The 16,829-nt window shown below is 53.9% G+C and carries 13 protein-coding genes; 4 read left to right on the forward strand and 9 right to left on the reverse strand.

Annotated features, from left to right (window positions below):
* Positions 1–21 precede the first annotated feature (21 nt).
* Positions 22–1,938 (reverse strand): 1,4-alpha-glucan branching protein GlgB, encoded by a 1,917-nt coding sequence (glgB, locus tag NSS83_RS04555; protein WP_341185537.1) that lies wholly within the window; start codon positions 1,936–1,938, stop codon positions 22–24.
* 216 nt (positions 1,939–2,154) lie between these two features.
* On the opposite strand from glgB, the gene NSS83_RS04560 reads away from it, so the two are divergent.
* The gene (locus NSS83_RS04560) at positions 2,155–3,375 is read left to right on the forward strand and encodes a glucose-1-phosphate adenylyltransferase (RefSeq protein ID WP_341185536.1); all 1,221 of its coding nucleotides are present in this window, start codon (positions 2,155–2,157) and stop codon (positions 3,373–3,375) included.
* A 107-nt stretch (positions 3,376–3,482) separates the two neighbouring features.
* Here the strand turns inward: NSS83_RS04560 and NSS83_RS04565 are convergent, their stop codons facing one another.
* The 5 genes from NSS83_RS04565 to NSS83_RS04585 all read right to left on the reverse strand — a co-directional run bounded on the left by NSS83_RS04565 (position 3,483) and on the right by NSS83_RS04585 (position 8,917).
* A complete protein-coding gene (locus tag NSS83_RS04565; protein ID WP_341185535.1) occupies positions 3,483–4,913 on the reverse strand; it encodes a HAMP domain-containing sensor histidine kinase in 1,431 nt (476 codons plus the stop codon).
* Complete coding sequence (locus NSS83_RS04570; RefSeq protein WP_076079320.1) at positions 4,910–5,608, reverse strand: response regulator transcription factor; 699 nt, start codon at positions 5,606–5,608, stop codon at positions 4,910–4,912. Before NSS83_RS04570 ends, NSS83_RS04565 begins: the two co-directional genes overlap by 4 nt.
* Entirely contained in the window at positions 5,601–6,908 is a 1,308-nt protein-coding gene (locus tag NSS83_RS04575; protein ID WP_341185534.1) for a hypothetical protein, read from the reverse strand. Before NSS83_RS04575 ends, NSS83_RS04570 begins: the two co-directional genes overlap by 8 nt.
* A 33-nt stretch (positions 6,909–6,941) precedes the next feature.
* The gene (locus tag NSS83_RS04580; RefSeq protein ID WP_036726471.1) at positions 6,942–7,667 is read right to left on the reverse strand and encodes an ATP-binding cassette domain-containing protein; all 726 of its coding nucleotides are present in this window, start codon (positions 7,665–7,667) and stop codon (positions 6,942–6,944) included.
* A gap of 89 nt (positions 7,668–7,756) precedes the next feature.
* A complete protein-coding gene (locus NSS83_RS04585; protein ID WP_341186791.1) occupies positions 7,757–8,917 on the reverse strand; it encodes an MFS transporter in 1,161 nt (386 codons plus the stop codon).
* 160 nt (positions 8,918–9,077) lie between these two features.
* Here NSS83_RS04585 and NSS83_RS04590 point away from each other — a divergent pair, with 160 nt between their 5' ends.
* The 3 genes from NSS83_RS04590 (at position 9,078) to NSS83_RS04600 (ending at position 11,619) form a co-directional block, all read left to right on the forward strand.
* The gene (locus NSS83_RS04590) at positions 9,078–9,995 is read left to right on the forward strand and encodes a helix-turn-helix domain-containing protein (protein WP_341347777.1); all 918 of its coding nucleotides are present in this window, start codon (positions 9,078–9,080) and stop codon (positions 9,993–9,995) included.
* Between the two features lie 24 nt (positions 9,996–10,019).
* Positions 10,020–10,772: an HAD family hydrolase gene (locus NSS83_RS04595; RefSeq protein WP_341185532.1), complete on the forward strand. Its 753-nt coding sequence runs from the start codon at positions 10,020–10,022 to the stop codon at positions 10,770–10,772.
* Positions 10,773–10,881: 109 nt separating this feature from the next.
* The gene (locus tag NSS83_RS04600) at positions 10,882–11,619 is read left to right on the forward strand and encodes a DsbA family protein (protein ID WP_341347778.1); all 738 of its coding nucleotides are present in this window, start codon (positions 10,882–10,884) and stop codon (positions 11,617–11,619) included.
* A 99-nt stretch (positions 11,620–11,718) separates the two neighbouring features.
* Here the strand turns inward: NSS83_RS04600 and NSS83_RS04605 are convergent, their stop codons facing one another.
* The 3 genes from NSS83_RS04605 to NSS83_RS04615 all read right to left on the reverse strand — a co-directional run bounded on the left by NSS83_RS04605 (position 11,719) and on the right by NSS83_RS04615 (position 16,310).
* Complete coding sequence (locus tag NSS83_RS04605; RefSeq protein WP_341185530.1) at positions 11,719–13,995, reverse strand: DNA topoisomerase 3; 2,277 nt, start codon at positions 13,993–13,995, stop codon at positions 11,719–11,721.
* A 103-nt stretch (positions 13,996–14,098) separates the two neighbouring features.
* A complete protein-coding gene (locus NSS83_RS04610) occupies positions 14,099–14,512 on the reverse strand; it encodes a hypothetical protein (protein WP_341185529.1) in 414 nt (137 codons plus the stop codon).
* A gap of 67 nt (positions 14,513–14,579) precedes the next feature.
* Complete coding sequence (locus NSS83_RS04615; protein ID WP_341185528.1) at positions 14,580–16,310, reverse strand: proline--tRNA ligase; 1,731 nt, start codon at positions 16,308–16,310, stop codon at positions 14,580–14,582.
* Positions 16,311–16,829 lie beyond the last annotated feature (519 nt).

Consider the following 16,829-nt stretch of genomic DNA (forward strand, 5'->3'; position numbering starts at 1 on the left):
TTCTTCGGACAATTCCTGCCCTTAAACGGTCTTGCGGCCTGACTTCTTAAGCACCAAGAAGCTCAGCGGAGGCAGGGTCAGCTCTATACTGTTCACCTGATTATGCCACTCGGTCTTGGTGCTCTTCTGCGGCTCATTATGGAAGCCCGATCCACCGTATTCGTTGCTCTCCGAGCTAAATAACTCTTCATATACTCCGGGACGCGGCACGCCAATACGGTAATGGCGGCGCTCGGCCGGCTGGAAGTTGATGATTATCAGCAGCGTGTCCACCGGACGCTTGCCTCTGCGGATATAGGATACGACACTCTGCCCGCTGTCATCAGCGTCAATCCACTGATAGCCAGTCATGTCATGATCGAGCTCCCACAGCGCTTTTTCGGCAAGGTACAGCTTATTCAGCGCAGCCGTATAGGCCTGCATCCGCCGGTGGCTCTCATAATCCAGCAGCAGCCAGTCGAGCTGCTCCTGATCCTTCCATTCAATGAATTGCCCGAACTCTCCGCCCATGAACAGCAGCTTCTTGCCCGGGTGGCTGATCTGATATCCGAGAAGCTGGCGCAGGCCGGCGAATTTCTGCTCATAGGACCCCGGCATTTTGTCCAGCAGCGACTTCTTGCCATGCACCACCTCGTCATGTGACAGCGGCAGTGTATAGTTCTCGGCATACGCATAGCATATCGGGAAGGTCAACAAATTATGATGATACGGGCGTGCTCCGAAATCCCGTTCTATGTAGCCCAAGGTGTCATTCATCCAGCCCATATTCCATTTGTAGTTGAAGCCAAGGCCGCCTTCATGCACCGGTGAGGTAACGCCCGGCCAGGCACTGGATTCTTCCGCCATCATGAGCGCCTTCGGATAATACTGGAAAATCGTCTGGTTGAGCTGCTGAATGAAGCGGATGGCTTCCAGATTCTCCAGGCCGCCATGCTCATTCGTCCGGTACTGATGGTGTTCCTTCTCGAAATCAAGCCGCAGCATACTTGTAACCGCGTCCACGCGCATGCCGTCAATATGATACTTCTCGAACCAGAACAATGCATTTGAAATTAGGAACGATGAGATTTCAGGCTTGCTAAAGTCAAAGGACAGGGTGCCCCAGCCCGGCTTCTCCGCCAGCATCGGATCGGCATACTCATACAGCGGCGAACCGTCGAACAAGCGCAAACCATGGGCATCCTTGGCAAAATGGGCCGGTACCCAGTCCAGAATGACCCCGATGCCTGCCTGATGCAGCTGATCGATCAGGTACATCAGATCCTGCGGCTCTCCGAAACGGCTGGTAGCGGCAAAATAACCGGTTCCCTGGTAGCCCCAGGACAGATCATAAGGATGTTCAGCCAGCGGCATGAACTCCACATGGGTATAGCTCATTTCACTCAGGTAAGGAATCAGCAGGCTGCTGATCTCCCGATAAGTATAGAGTTCGCCGTCTTCCTTTTGCCGCCAGGTGCCCAAATGCATTTCATAAATGTTCATGGGTGCCTGATATGGACCTTTACTCTTCCGCCGCCATGCGGCATCCCCCCATTTGTAGCCGTCCAGATCCGCCACAACGGATGCTGTAGCCGGACGCACTTCAGCGTGGAAGGCATAAGGGTCTGCTTTGAGGAAGCTTGTACCATCTGCTCCTGTAATCCTGTATTTGTAAAAAGTTCCCGGCTCCATTCCCGGGAAAAAACGACTCCAAAATCCTGAATCGGGTATCTTATATAACGTATCAAGATCGGATGTTCCATCCCAGCTGTTATGATCTCCCGCCAGTCCTACATATGCCGCATGAGGAGCCCACACGGTAAAGCGAACGCCGGCCTGCCCTTCCTGGACGGCAATGTGCGCGCCAAGCATCGTATAGCTGCGATAATTCGTGCCCTCATGGAACAGATAAATATCTTCAGCGGACGGGAGGTTCTCTGTCTTTGGTAAATCGGCCAAATCATCACCACCTTTGTATATAGGATGCACCTTTTACATTACCCGAATATGCAGCATTTGAAAATGATTTTGAGAGTGAATCCGGCGATTTCTGAATAAAGAAAATGTTTATGTAATTTTTCTTGATTCACAGCAATATAATTCACCTATGCCGTTTCAAGCGCCCAGCTTGCGTGTATATTACAAGCATTGACAAAAAAATGGGAGGGATAACAAATGAGTAAAAAAGATTGTATCGCCATGCTCCTGGCAGGCGGGGAAGGCCGCAGATTGGCCCCTTTGACTTCCAGCATGGCTAAGCCTGCAGTCCCTTTCGGCGGACAGTACCGGATTATTGATTTTCCCCTCAGCAACTGTGTGAATTCCAAGATTGATACTATCGGAGTATTGACTCAGTACGAAGCAGAATCCTTACATCAGCATATCGGTGAAGGCGAGCCCTGGGGGCTGCACAGCCGCAGTGACCGGGGTGTACGGCTACTCCCTTCAGGTATTGAAGGCAGAGAGAGCTATACAGGCACCGCCGATGCTATTTATAAGAATATTGAATATATAGACAGTCAGAACCCGGAGCATGTACTTATCCTGTCGGGAGACCATATCTACCACATGGACTACCGCAAAATGCTCGATTATCACATTGCCAAGTCCGCAAAAGCCACCATTTCGGTCATGGAGGTCCCTTGGGATGAAGCAAGCCGCTTCGGCGTGATGAACGTGGATGAAGATTTGAAGATCTCCGAATTTGCCGAGAAACCGAAGGCTCCGAAGAGCAATCTGGCTTCCATGGGTATTTATCTGTTTGAGTGGTCGTACTTGAAGGCTTATTTACTGCGGGATGCCGCGAATGCGGAGTCCGGTCATGACTTCGGCAAGGATGTTATTCCGGCCATGCTGGATGCGAGCGATGAACTGTTCGCTTACCGCTTCGAAGGCTACTGGCGGGATGTGGGTACCGTTGGCAGCCTATGGGAAGCTCATATGGATCTTCTGCAAAAAGATGGATTCCAGCTGGATAACTCACGCTGGCCGATGTACAGCCGGGCACAACGCACCAAGCTGGCTGCGATCAGACCCCGCGCTCAAGCTGCTTCAGCAGATTGCCTGATTCATGAAACCTGCCAGCTCGAAGGCAACCCGCAGCGCTCAGTCATCTTCGGCGGTGTGGAGATCGGCAAGCAGAGCAGAATCAAGCAGAGCGTGGTGATGCCGGGTGCCCGGATTGGGCGCGGTGTTCTCATTGAACATGCCATCATCGGTGAAGGTGCTGTGATCAAGGACGGTGTTGTCATCAAAGGCACTGCAGACAATATCGTTGTTGTAGGCCCGCATGAGATTGTAGCAGCCAAGCCGCTGGTCCGTACCCAGCCTGCCCGCCTGCTTCAGGAGGTCTATGAGACGGCCGGCCGTCTGCGCGCCGAAGGAATGCCTTCATAAACAAAAGTTCAGCCCTAAGGGCTGCTACATACAAAGGGATACAGCTCCGGTCCGCCCGGATGATAGCTGTATCCCTTTTGTATATATCTTTCCACTTGGCTTGCTTATCAAGTTGTTGGCGAATTACTCACGCGGGCATTCCCCTGCTGGCAATCATCCAGCGGCAGAATGACGGTAACCTGAGTACCCTTGCCCAGCTCGCTGTCCATTTCCAGCTTGCCGTTATGAAGCTCCACAATCTGCTGGGAGATCGCCAGCCCCAGGCCCGTCCCCCCGTTAAGGGCATCGACCTGGAAGAAGCGGTCTCTTACTCTTGACAGATGCGCTTCGCTGATGCCAATACCGCTGTCACGAACAGTGACAGCCATCTCGGTACCGGATAGACGCTCCGCCGACAGCACGATACTGGAATCCTCCGGCGAGAACTTCACCGCATTATCCACCAGATTGAGGAAGACCTGCTTGAGGCGGTTGGCATCCCCCTTGATGAAGATCGTCTCCTCGCATTCCAGCAGCAGATGAATCCGTTTCTTCTCAGCCTTGGCCCAGATATTGAGCAGCGTCTCCTGCAGCAGAACCTTAATATCCACTTGTCCCATCGACAGCTTCATTTCGTTCTGTTGCAGCTTCGAGAAGTCGAGGATTTCTTCCACCAGCCCGATCAGCCGGTCACTCTCCCTGGAGATAATTCCGACCCCAAGCTTGGTCTCTTCAGGGTCATAGCCCCCGGAGACCAGCGTCTCGCTCCAGCCCTTGATGCTGGTCAGCGGAGTGCGCAGCTCATGAGAGATCGAGGAGATGAAGTCATCCTTGATCTGGTTGCTGCGGACAATCTCGTCCGCCATATAGTTGAGCGTTGAAGCGAGTTCCCCGATCTCGTACCGGTAATCGCCTTTGATCCGGGTCGTGAACTTGCCCTTCGCCATCTGCACCGACACTGCCGTAATATTATTCAGCGGACGCACAATCGAATTGGCGAGCCCGAAGCTGAGCAGCAGTACGATGGTGAGGACTGCCACACCGATGCCAATAGAGAGCAAAGTAAGGTTAAGCAGATTACTGTTCACGCCTTCCAGCGATGTCAGATAGCGCAGGACATAAGTGTCATGAGCGGTGATCTGCACCATTTTGGATACTGCCATGACATTCTCATTGGTACCTGCCTGGCGGCCCACCCAACGTCCGATACTGCCGCCTACCGCCTCGGGAACATCACTGGTGGTAATCGTCCGGTCCGGCTGGAACCCGGTTGAGCTGGTAATAATATCCCCTTTAAGCGTCAGGACCTCCAGCTCGGTAAACTCCACATTGAATAATCTAAGCAGCTTCTGCAGCTGGGCCTGTGAACTGTCTCCCGAAAATTCATATTTCACCAATGTCTCGGCCACACTGATATGCGTGGTGATTTTACTGTAGATACTGTTGTAATAATAGGTGCGAATCGACAGAAGGAAGATCGTCTCGACCAGGAGAAGCGCTACAAAGACTACAAGAATATAGTGCAGTACGATCTGTCTGCGCATCCCCTTCTTAATCATTGTACCTGGCCTTTCCATTTATAGCCGTGTCCCCACACCGTCTGCAGGTATTCAGGCTCCGATGGATTATTCTCGATTTTTTGGCGCAAGCGGCGGATATTGACGTCAACGATCTTGGGGTCGCCCATATATTCTTTGCCCCAGACATGATCAAGCAAGGAGTCACGGCTGAGCGGTGTATTCTCCTTCTCCAGGAAGAACTGCACCAGCGAGAACTCTGTGGGAGTAAGCTCAATGGCTTCTCCGCTCCGCTTGAACTGCTTGGAGATCAGATCCAGGGTGAACGGACCCGACTGGAACGATACCTTGGCTGACTGCTCGCGGTGAACATTGACCCGGCGCAGCAGCGACTGGATACGTGCGATCAGCTCAGTGGGACTGAACGGCTTACTGACATGGTCATCTGCCCCTACGGACAGCGCATAGACCTTGTCCTGCTCCTGTACCTTGGCTGTCAAGAAAATAATCCCCAGCCGTTCATTGGTTTCCCGGATGCGTCTGCATACCTCAAAGCCGTCGATGCCGGGTACCATCACATCCAGCAAGGCGATATCAATATCATGTATAGTGGTCAGCTTGTGCAGCGCCTCGTTACCGTCTGCCGCCTCCAGCACCTCAAAGCCGTTGCGCTTCAGGTTAATGACAATAAAACTGCGGATGGACTCTTCATCCTCCAATATCAGTACTTTACTCATCGATTCCCTTCCTTTCAATAGAGGATTTGATTCGTCCGTCCTCTCCTCCGATTGTACTCTGTTCCAGTTCTCCCCGGTATCCAATCATCTTATCCAGATCGCGTCCGAGCAGCTTCCAGCCGGTGTTCTTCACATTGTCCCATTCCGCAGGCGAGAAGAATTTCACTTCAGCGACCGTCTCTCCGGTATCCGTCATGATGAATTTGAGCGATTTGTTCTGAACCGACTTCGTGTCCACCGTCACCCGCTCCTGCCATTCGGGGGCAAAGTTAATGGTGAACCGGTCCAGCGGATCATTGTAGAGCTGGGTACTGAAGGTCAGGCCGTCTTTCCCGTCCCATTTGTAATAAGAATTGAAATAAGGAATGGCCTCAGGATCGAAATACTCCCAGCCCTTGGGGGGAACCAGCAACCCTATCTCTATAATTCCATCCGAATCAATATCCTCGCTGACAATTCTGCGGTCCTTGAAGGTGTGGCTATCCCCTGGAATAGCGACACGCAGCTTGTTATTCTCCATTACAACTAAGGTTGTATAAGCAGAACGCGCATCCACAGCAGAATCCAGAACAATACCTTCTTTATTTGCAGCTACTTTTCCTGAGACAATATTGTAATAACTATTGAAATAGGGGTCCAGATCGTCGAGTTCATCCAGCACCTTGAAGCCGTCATTATACTGATAGGTAGTTATTGTAGCGAATTCATTACGCTTGAAGTACACCACGGTAATATCCACGATTCCATCCTCGTTCAGATCATCGATGATATATTTGGTATATGGCTTGGTTAGAATCTCTTCCAGCACTCCCCCGGAATAACTGTAGACTACCATGCCCTTCACACCCTTATCTTCCGTGCGGGAATAACCGGCAATAATGTTGAGCTTACCGTCACCTGATACATCCTGAAGATCTACAGAATCAAGGGTGTTGCCAATACCATCGAACGTAAGCTTCTTGACCCAGGATTCCCCCTGCTTCTCCAGAATCATCCCGTGATTAACCACAGCTTCATTCTTCGTCTGGTAGAACACAAGCGTCTCCATCACGCCATCCCGGTCCAGGTCCTCTGTAAAGATGGAGCTATTATCATCATTGGCCGGACGGATCAAGGTGCCATCCAGCGCCTTCAAGGAAGAATTGATGGCTGCCATCAGCGAAGCCTTGTCCGCAGGCAGCTGGGGCACCCTCATCTGGGATACCGGATCGCTGATGAAGGTGCAGCCGGGCAGGGTAAACAGCGACAGGGCGGCTGCGGCAAGTCCTCCAAGAACACGCATACGCATATTCAACTTCATTTACGCTCTCCTTACTGAACGCCTTGCCTTACTTCACAGATGCAGCCGCTCCTGTGAGGTCAGCCGGCGTCCTTTGACATCATGCTTAATTCTTCCGTCCTCCAGCACCCACAGACGGCTGGCGTAACGCTCGGCCAGCTCAATCGGCAGCACCGTAAGCACGGTAAGTCCTGTCTCCTTGCACAGATTGCGGAGGGTCTCCAGAACATTCTCCGCAGTCTTGGGGTCAAGGCCCGTAACCGGCTCATCCGCCAGGATGACCTTGGCGCCGTGGACCAGTGCCCGGGCAATGGCTACACGCTGACGTTCACCGCCGCTGAGCTGGCCGGACTTCAGCTTGGCCTTGTCAAGCAATCCTAGCAGATCAAGCTGGTCCATCGCCCCCATATAATCATCTGAGCGGACCATGCCTGTAGCCATCCGCCACAGCGGCGTCTGGGAGGCTTGTCCAATCAGCACATTCTTGAGTGCAGTGCGGTTCGGATTCAGCTCCGCATTCTGCTCCAGATAGGCCCATTCCCGGCGGATCTTACGTTTGCCGGCGAAGGGGCTCTTCATAATATCCTGCCCATCTACCCTGAAATTCCCTCTGTCCCACTTCTCACGCAGGGCAAGGCAGCGCAGCAGTGTTGATTTCCCGCTGCCGCTGGCTCCCAGCAGCGCTACAAATTCTCCCGGTTCTAATTGAAATCCGATATCCTGAAGCACCGGTGTTTTATCTTCCCCGACCGCTTTGGCCAAATGTTCAACTGTAATCATAGGTCAGCCTCTCCTGTCTTCGACTCTACTCTATAGTGTACTCTGAAAACGGGATCAAATTCCATGCGAGCATTCGTTCTTATTCTACCTCATATCGTCTTCCGTGGCGAGAACAATAACCCTGCCAGCCCAAATACAATATACAGCCCGCCCATCACGGCAAACACACTGCCGCCCCAGCCGAATTGCAGCAGCAGCCCGCCGATGCCCGGACCCGCTATACTTCCCAGACTATAATGGAAGGAAGCGACTACATTGGCAGCGGGAAGCAGCTTGCGCGGCAGGATATCGGCGGCATAGCTTAACCCCAGCGAGAAAAAAGAGCCGACAAGTCCCCCGGCCACCATCAGCACCAGCAGGGTGAGCAGGAAATGGTCACCGGTAAACGGAAGCAGCGTGAAGGCCAGGCCTCCTCCTGTCCCCGCAGCAATCAGAATGGCCTTGCGGCCAAAGCGGTCGCTCCATATGCCGAGCGGCAGCTGGAGCAGCAGGCCCCCGATGCCTGCAAAAGGCAGCAGGGCGGCAATCTGGTCTGTACTGAATCCGGTGCGCAGCCCGTATACCGGGAAGCTGCTGTTCAGGCTGGCTTCCATATAGCCGTATAGCAGCGCCGGAATCAGCGCATACCAAGCAAGCCGGTAGCTCCGGCCAAACCTGCTTGCCTGGCCTTCGCTGTGATCCATAGCTTCCGGACGTGAGTCAGGCAGCTTGAAGCCGACAATCAGCAGCACAATTACGAACAGCAGGGCTGTAATCAGGAACGGTGCGGACTGTCCGAACCGCAGCAGGCTGATACCCAGCGGTCCGAGGCTGAAGCCCAGGCCGTAGGACATCCCGTAGAGCGACAGGTTCCGTCCACGGTGCTCTGCCGGCGTCATGAGCAGCACCCAGAGCTGCGCGGCGTAGTTAACCGCCGAATCGCCGATCCCGACTAGCACGCGGAGCACGAACCAGATCTTCACGCCGGTAAGGAGCGGGAACAGCAGCAGTGATACCAGCACGAGCGCGAGACCGGCGGCGATCAGCTTTTTGAAGCCGATGGCGCCAAGCACCCGTTCCGCAATCAGGGTCATGGCAAATGAGCCTACATACAGCGCAGCTGCGTTAAGTCCGTTCAATGAGGACGATACGCCCTCCTGCTCCAGCAGAATGGATAAGACCGGCAGCAGCATCCCCTGGCTGAGCCCTGCCAGAATAATCACAGCAATCAAAATCGAATAATTCATTCTACCGCTCTGACCATGCGGCATCGGTGTGGAATCTGACACAAATAAATCCTCCTATGTAATTCATTGATGTGCGGAACCTGATGTCCATGCGGCAAACACCGAACATTATAGTAGACAACCCTCTTCAAAACAAGAGATAATATATAGAAGTGACTGATTTTCTGGAGGTGATCCGGCTTAAATGAAGTATGAACTTAACATTGATGTTTCCCCCGTATACGAACTGCTGGACAGTTTCATGCTATATGTAACCAAGAAATGGACTTCTAACCTGGACATCGGCACCGACTGGATCCGGGATGTGGACGGCCGCTTCACTCCCGCGCAGCTGGCTGCACTGAAGCAGGCCGCCGAATGGCCGTTCGAAGATTATGATGTACTCTACGCCTGGGCCTACAGCCGGGGCGAGGCTTCCAAGGTGCTGCAGTTCCTGGCTGAGCTGGAGAACTCTTCACTTGAGGATTGCCTCCGGCGGACCGAGCCGTTCTTCCATAACTTCACGGCTGAGGAATGCGCACGGATCAAGAACGGGTATACGCCACTTTTGCGGATATGGTATGAGCATTATTTCCGCCATGTGGAGCATACCCTGCTGCCGCTGCTGATTGAAGACGCCTCCGAGAAAAAAATGCTGGAGAGCAAAATGGACATGGTCCCGCTGATCGAATATGCTTCCGGCGGAATTGTCATTGAGGATATTCCCGGGTTGGAGACGATCGTGCTGCTGCCTACCGTGCATAACCGGCCGATCAACACGTATTGCTTCTTCAAGAACCTGATGCTGGTGCAATATCCGGTAGATGTCCCTTCCGATAATGAAGAGGAGCCACCTACGGTGCTGCTTCGTTTAACACAGGCTCTCTCTGACCCTACCCGGCTGAGACTGCTGCGATTCGTGGCAAATGAACCGAAGACACTGTGGGAGATGCAGTCCGAGCTGAACCTGTCCCGGGAGATGCTGATGCATCATCTGCTTAGTCTGCGGGTCGCAGGGCTGCTGCGGGTCCATCTGCGCGGTGAAGGCACCGAACGCTATAGCATACGCCCTGACGGGGCCTCGGAGCTCCAGATGTTTCTGGAGTCTTACATCCGTATCTAACACACCAACTTAGGAGTGAACCTCATGAAGTATTTGACCCAACAAGTGATCTTTGATCTCGACGATACCCTGGTGCATTGCAATAAGTATTTTGACCTCATTCTTGGACAGTATTTCGAGCTGATGTCAGACTGGTTCAGCGATTATCAGCCTACCATCGGCGAATTGCGCACTAAGCAGCTAGAGATTGATGTCGAGACCGTTAGCACAAGCGGCCTGGCCAGCGACAATTTCCCGAAATCGCTGATTGCCACCTACCGTTATTTCTGCAGCAAATATAACCGCAAGCCCGATGCGTTCGAGGAACGGCAGCTGATGAAGCTGGGGATGAGCGTGTACGACCAGGAGGTGGAAGCATATCCCGGCATGGTGGAGACGCTGGATACCCTCAAACAGGAGGGCCATTCGCTCTATCTCTATACCGGCGGCGACGACACCATCCAGCAGCGCAAAATCGCCCAAATGAAGCTGGACGCCTATTTCGATGACCGTATCTATATCCGCCAGCACAAGAATGTGGAGGCGCTTGAGAATATCCTGACCACCTACCCGTTCGACCGCAAAATCACCTGGATGATCGGCAACTCCCTGCGTACGGATGTATTGCCCGCGCTGACTGCCGGGATCAACAGCATCTATCTGAAGCAGCCGAATGAGTGGCTCTACAATCTGATTGAGCTGGAACGGGAGATGCAGCAGTCCGTCCTGACCATCTCTGCCATTCACGAGGTGCCTCCGGTGATCCGCACCGCTGCGCTGCGGGAGCATCACGGCTGATTGACCAGCATCATCAGAAGCAGGCAATTGTTACAAATGGCATAGGCAGCCTGCCGCCGGTATGTTTATACTATTTGAGTAGATTTTCACACCGCTCAGGAGGCTGGCCATGAATAACAAAGCTAACCGTTCCAGGAACACCCCCAATCACGGGCGTCTGCTCCCTATGCTGCTTGCAGTGATTGCCGTGCTGCTAATCGCCCTTCTTGCCTTCTTCCTTACACAGGGCAAATCTTCCGGCACAGAGGCGCTCGATAATCTTCCCAACTACACCGATGTGAAGGGCAAGATTGTCGTAGACGGGCTGAAATACGAGAAGCAGCCGCATTTGGGCAGCGAAGACGCCAAGGTGAAGGTGATCGAATTCGCCGATTTCAAATGCCCTGCCTGCAAAAATTGGACCGCCACCTACCTCGATACGTTCATCAAGGACTACGTTGACAGCGGAAAGGTCCAGTTCTACTTCATGAACTTCGCCTTCATTGACCGGGATTCTTATCTGGCCGCCAGTGCCGGGGAAGCTATCTATCAGCAGAATAACGAGAAGTTCTGGGAGTATCTCCACAAGCTCTACGAGAACCAGGGTGACGAGAGCAAGATCTGGGCAACCCAGAAGTTCATCAGTAAGTTCGTGAAGGATAATATTACAGGAATTGACCAGGAGCGGTTCGAGCAGGATCTGAAGAACCATACGTATATGTACGATGTCAAAGAGGACTTCAAAATCGCCGGAGCCTACGGCGTCAACGGCACACCAAAGTTCATGGTGAACGGCGTCCTGCTGCCGGATTCCTCCTATGAAGGCTTAAGTGCCACCATTGAAGCAGCCTTAAGTGAAGCTAAGTAACTTAACCCCAAAACACTTAATTTCCTATTAAAAGAGCGCCCCGGCCGGGAGATCTGGCCGGGGCGCTCTTCAGTTAATGAATGATCAACAGGTAATGAATTATTCCACAGCCAGCTGGCCCGTATCCATATTCTGCAGCACCAGCTTGCCTTCAAGCGGCTGGCCGTCCTCGCCGGTCAGCTTCAGCTTCCCGGTTCGGCCCTTCTCAATCAGGGCCTTCACCTGAGTGTCGGTAAGCGTGCGCCCGTGATTCTCCTTCCAGATCACGAAGCCGCAGCCCTCCTTATAATGAGAGCAGCCGTAGCCCTTGCGGCCCATGAAGATCATGCCGCCGCAGCCGGGACGCGGGCAGCTGCCGATGACCTTCGGCCCGGTATCCCCGCTCTTCCCGGCAGCCGCAGGTGCCGCGCGCCGCGATTTTGCCGCTGCGGGCGTGCCCCCGGCCGGTTTGGATTCGGCGGCCTTGCGCGGCGCAGCAGCGGAGCTGCGGCCCTTGCCGCCGCTGTTCAGCGAAGGCGTCTCGCCTTCGAAGGAGGTCTTGGCGGCGCGCGACTGCACGCGTACCTTGTCCACAATCATCGAAGCGAAGCGCTTGACGTTCTCCATGAATTGCCCGTCCGCTGCGGTGCCGCGGGCAATTTCATTGAGCCGGCGCTCCCACTGCCCGGTCATTTCCGGGGAGGTCAGCAGCTCCACGCCTGCCCCGCGGATCAGCTCAACCGCCGTCCGCCCCTTTTGGGTGATGGCGATCTTTTTCCCCTGCATCTCCACATAGCCGACATTCTTCAGCCGTTCAATCGTAGCTGCCCGGGTCGCCGGAGTGCCCAGCCCCGAGTCCTTCATGGCATCGCGCAGCTCTTCATCCTCAATCTGCTTGCCTGCACTCTCCATGGCCTTCAGCAAGGTTCCTTCCGTGTAATGCTTCGGAGGCTGGGTATCCTTCTCCTTCACAATGGCATCGCTGCAGAGCACTTCACCGTCCGCGTTGACCGAGAACGGCTCGTTCACCTCAAGCTCCTCTTCCTCCTCATCCTCCTTGCCTTTACCCTTGGCCGGTTTGGATTTGTCCTTCTTCTGGTCTGCATAAATCACCTTCCAGCCGAGGCTGAGCAGCTCCTTGACCGTCGTCTTGAACTTCTCGGCTTCCACTTCGGTCATCACCGTATGCACCTTATATTCCGCTGCCGGATAGAACTGGGAGAGAAAGCGGCGGACAATCAGATCATAGAGCTTGGCCTCATCCGCACTCAGCCCGTTCGCCTTACGATTCGTAGGCAGAATCGCATGGTGATCCTCCACCTTGGACGGATTACAGATAAATTTGTTGCCTTTATGGACCAGGTTACGGTTCGCACCCTTCACCCAATCGTCGTACTGCGTGCCCTGAAGGGCCGACAACGTCTTGTGCATTTCAGGAATATTCTGCTCCGTAACATAGTTGGAGTTGGTACGCGGGTATGAGATTACCTTGTGCTTCTCATATAGCGCCTGGGCGATATCCAGTGTTTTTTTGGCGGAGAAGGCGTATTTCCCGTTCGCCTCACGCTGCAGCAGCGTCAGATCGTACAGCTTGTTCGGATATTCCTTGGTCTCTTTGACCTCATAGAGAACAATCCGGGCGGGCTTGCCTTTGACCTTGCCCGCAAGCGCCTCTGCCTTCGCACCATCCGTTAACCGGTCACCCTGCCACATTCCCTTATACGTCAGCTCATTCTGGGTGAAATGCCCTTCCACCTCAAAGAACTTCAGCGAGGAGAAGGCCTCGATGGTCTTCTGACGGTCATAGATCAGCGCAAGCACCGGGGTCTGTACCCGGCCTACTGAGAGCAGCACATTATGCTTGGTGGTAAAAGCGCGCGAGCCGTTCATCCCGATCAGCCAGTCCGCCTCGCTGCGTGCCCGGGCTGCTTTGGTCAGATTCTCGTATTCCGACCCGTCCTTCAGCTCCTGGAAGCCCTTGCGGATCGTCTCCGGTGTCAGATCTGAGATCCACAGCCGCTTCACCGGCTGGTTCAGCTCCAGGTAACGCTGAATCAGCGAGAAAATATGCTGACCCTCACGCCCGGCATCGCAGGAGTTCACCAGCAGATCGCTGCGCTTCGCCAGCTCCCCGATCACCTTCAGCTGATCCATGGTGCGTGCATTGGGCAGCAGCTTGAACTCCTCGGGGATGATCGGCAGATCATTAATGTTCCATTTTTTATATTTATTGTCGTAGGCTTCAGGCTCTGCCAGGCCAATCAGATGCCCAATTGCCCAGGTGATGATGTACTGCTCCCCTTCCAGATAGGAACGGTAGTTTTTGGCCTTCGGTTCTATTGCGGCGGCGATATTCCGCCCCATGTCCGGTTTCTCCGCAATAATGAGTGTCTTCAACAATAATCGCTCCTTACCCTCGGTTCATTACAAAAGTTGTCCAGTAGTCTATTATACCATTCCCGGACCCCAAAATCCGCTTCACATGATTAAAGCCTGTGACCTATGGGCGGAAGATAGCCATCAGAATGAGCAGCGTCCCGACGATCAGGCTGAACAGCTCAAGCACATCTCCCCTGGACCAGTGCCTGCGGAAAAATACAATTGCAGGCTGGGCAAGCCCCGCTATCAGATACAGAACGGCCAGCAGCAGACCAAAGGAAAGTATGGTGAAGACAGGCGCATTGCTTTGCGGACCCCCAATGAAGGTAATCAGCACAATTAGCACGGACAGAATATACAGAATACACCGGAAGAAGATAATCCACGGCCCGGACTTTGCGGGTGCCGGTTCTACCGGGACTTGCTGTTCCTTGGCCCGCTCTTCCAATAGGCGGCGGATCTCTTCGGGATGCTCGTTACGCATTTTCTGCATCTGTCTGGCATTGTCAAGCCGGCGTCTCAAGCGTCCAAACATTCTTTCCCCCTCCTCTCCAAGGTAGCGGATTCATGTGGCTTTTCCCCTATTTTACCAGAGCTTCAATTCAAGCAAAAGCAGTATCCGGTGCGGACTTCAGACTGCTTACGCGCAGCACGGCCTCACCCATATCAATTACTTCCTTGTTACCCGTTCTGCGGTCCATGTATTCAACCCTGTGCTCTGCGGCCAGCTTGCCGACAACCAGCGCAAACGGTATACCGATTAGTCCGGCATCCTTGAATTTGACCCCGGCCCGCTCATCGCGGTCGTCCAGCAGGGTATCGATGCCCAAGGCGGTCAGCCGTGCATACAGGGCTTCGGCCAGCTCACGCTGTGCTGTATCTTTGATAGACATCAGCAGAATATGAACCGTATATGGAGCCAGGCTCTGCGGCCAAACCAGCCCTTGGTCATCGTTGTTCTGCTCAGCCACTGCGGCCAGCAAGCGGGAGATTCCTATGCCGTAGCAGCCCATTACCATTGGCTGGCTGCGGCCGTCTGCATCCAGATAATCTGCCCCCAGCTTCTCGCTGTAGACCGTCCCCAGCTTGAAGACATGCCCTACCTCGATGCCCTGATGGAAATCCAGCTCCCCTTCCCCGCACTGCGGACAGCTGTCGCCAGTGACCGCATTACGGAAATCCCCCACCTGCGTCAGCGGAAAGTCCCGGCCGGGCACCACTCCACGCAGATGGTAATCCTCATCCCCCGCGCCTGTGACTGCTTCAGTCATCGCTGCAACAGCAGCATCTACCAAGACAGGCACAGACAATCCGGCAGGACCGACATAACCGTTTACGGTTCCGGCGCTCTCCTGTACATGCATGGCATCAGCCAGCATAATGTCACCGCAGCTGAGGTACTTCTGGACCTTCAGCTCATTCACCCCATGATCGCCTCGGACCAGCACAGCAAATGTCTTGCCTCCGCCCGTGTAGATTAATGTCTTGATGATATCCTGCGGTCTGAGCTGACTCTCCTGCTCCAGCTGCTGAATGGTCTTCTGGGCAGGGGTATGGAATCGCTCTGGAGCAGGCCGTCCGGCAAAATCTTGTCTATGCGGCGCGGCCCCGCTCTGCACTTCCGCCTGCTCCAGATTCGCAGCATATCCGCATAGGGAACACACAGCTACCGTATCCTCGCCTCTCTCTGACAGAGCCATGAATTCATGATTCTGGCCTTTGCCGCCAATCGCTCCGGCATTCGCCTGCACCGCCCGGTACTTCAGGCCGCAGCGGTCAAAGATCCGCTCATAAGCGCTGTACATCACCTGATAGGCCAGATCCAGGCCTTCCCAGTCCGTATCAAACGAATAGGCATCCTTCATCAGGAATTCCCTGCCCCGCAGAAGTCCTGAGCGCGGACGACGTTCATCCCGGAACTTCGTCTGGATCTGATAGACGGTCAGCGGCAGCCGCCGGTAGGAGCTGATCTCTCCGCGCATTAGCGCCGTAACCACTTCCTCATGGGTCGGACCCAGCACGAACTCACGGTCGTGACGGTCGCGGAGCTTCATCAGCTCTTTGCCGTACACCTCATAACGTTCCGATTCTCTCCAGAGCTCTGCTGGCTGCATGGAAGGCATAAGAACCTCCTGCGCACCGGCGGACTCCATTTCCTGGCGCACGATCTGTTCTATCCTGCGCAGCACCCGCCGTCCGAGCGGCAAATAGGTGTATACCCCGGCGGCCACCTGCCGGATATATCCCGCACGCAGCAGCAGCTGGTGGCTCCTTGTCTCTGCTTCGGCAGGAGCTTCGCGCAGAGTAGTAACTAATAGATTGGTTTGACGCATACAGATCAGCCTCTTTCGTCGATAAGTGTGTACAGATATAGAACATTTCGCTGCCATAATGAGAACGCAAAAAAGACGCATCCGTCAGGGACGAATGCGCCGTGTTACCACCCTGTTTCAACCTCCAGACTCTCCAAGCCTGCGGTCCTCTAATCCGGATAACGGCCGGGTCCGGCAGAATTATGCCCATCTTCAGCATAAGCTGCAGCTTCCAAGGCAGGATTGGTGTCTTACGCACTCGGGGGATCTTTCAGCCGGTGAATCCCCTCGCTGTTCCGGCGCTTACAGATACCAGGTCCTTGGTCAACGCTGTTACGTTATAAATGTTGGTACTTAATCTATACGATATTTCGGGCTGCGTCAAGGCGGCGATGAATAGATCGTGAATGCAATTAAATATTTTGCAGCAAATATCTTCAGATATGACAAGAATGTGTCGATAAATTCAATAGGATAAGAGGTATTCAGAGAGAAACGGCTAGCGATACTACCAGCCGATTTCCATGTACCAGAGGGGGA

The organism is Paenibacillus sp. FSL H3-0469, from assembly GCF_038051945.1.
GTDB lineage: Bacteria > Bacillota > Bacilli > Paenibacillales > Paenibacillaceae > Paenibacillus_AQ.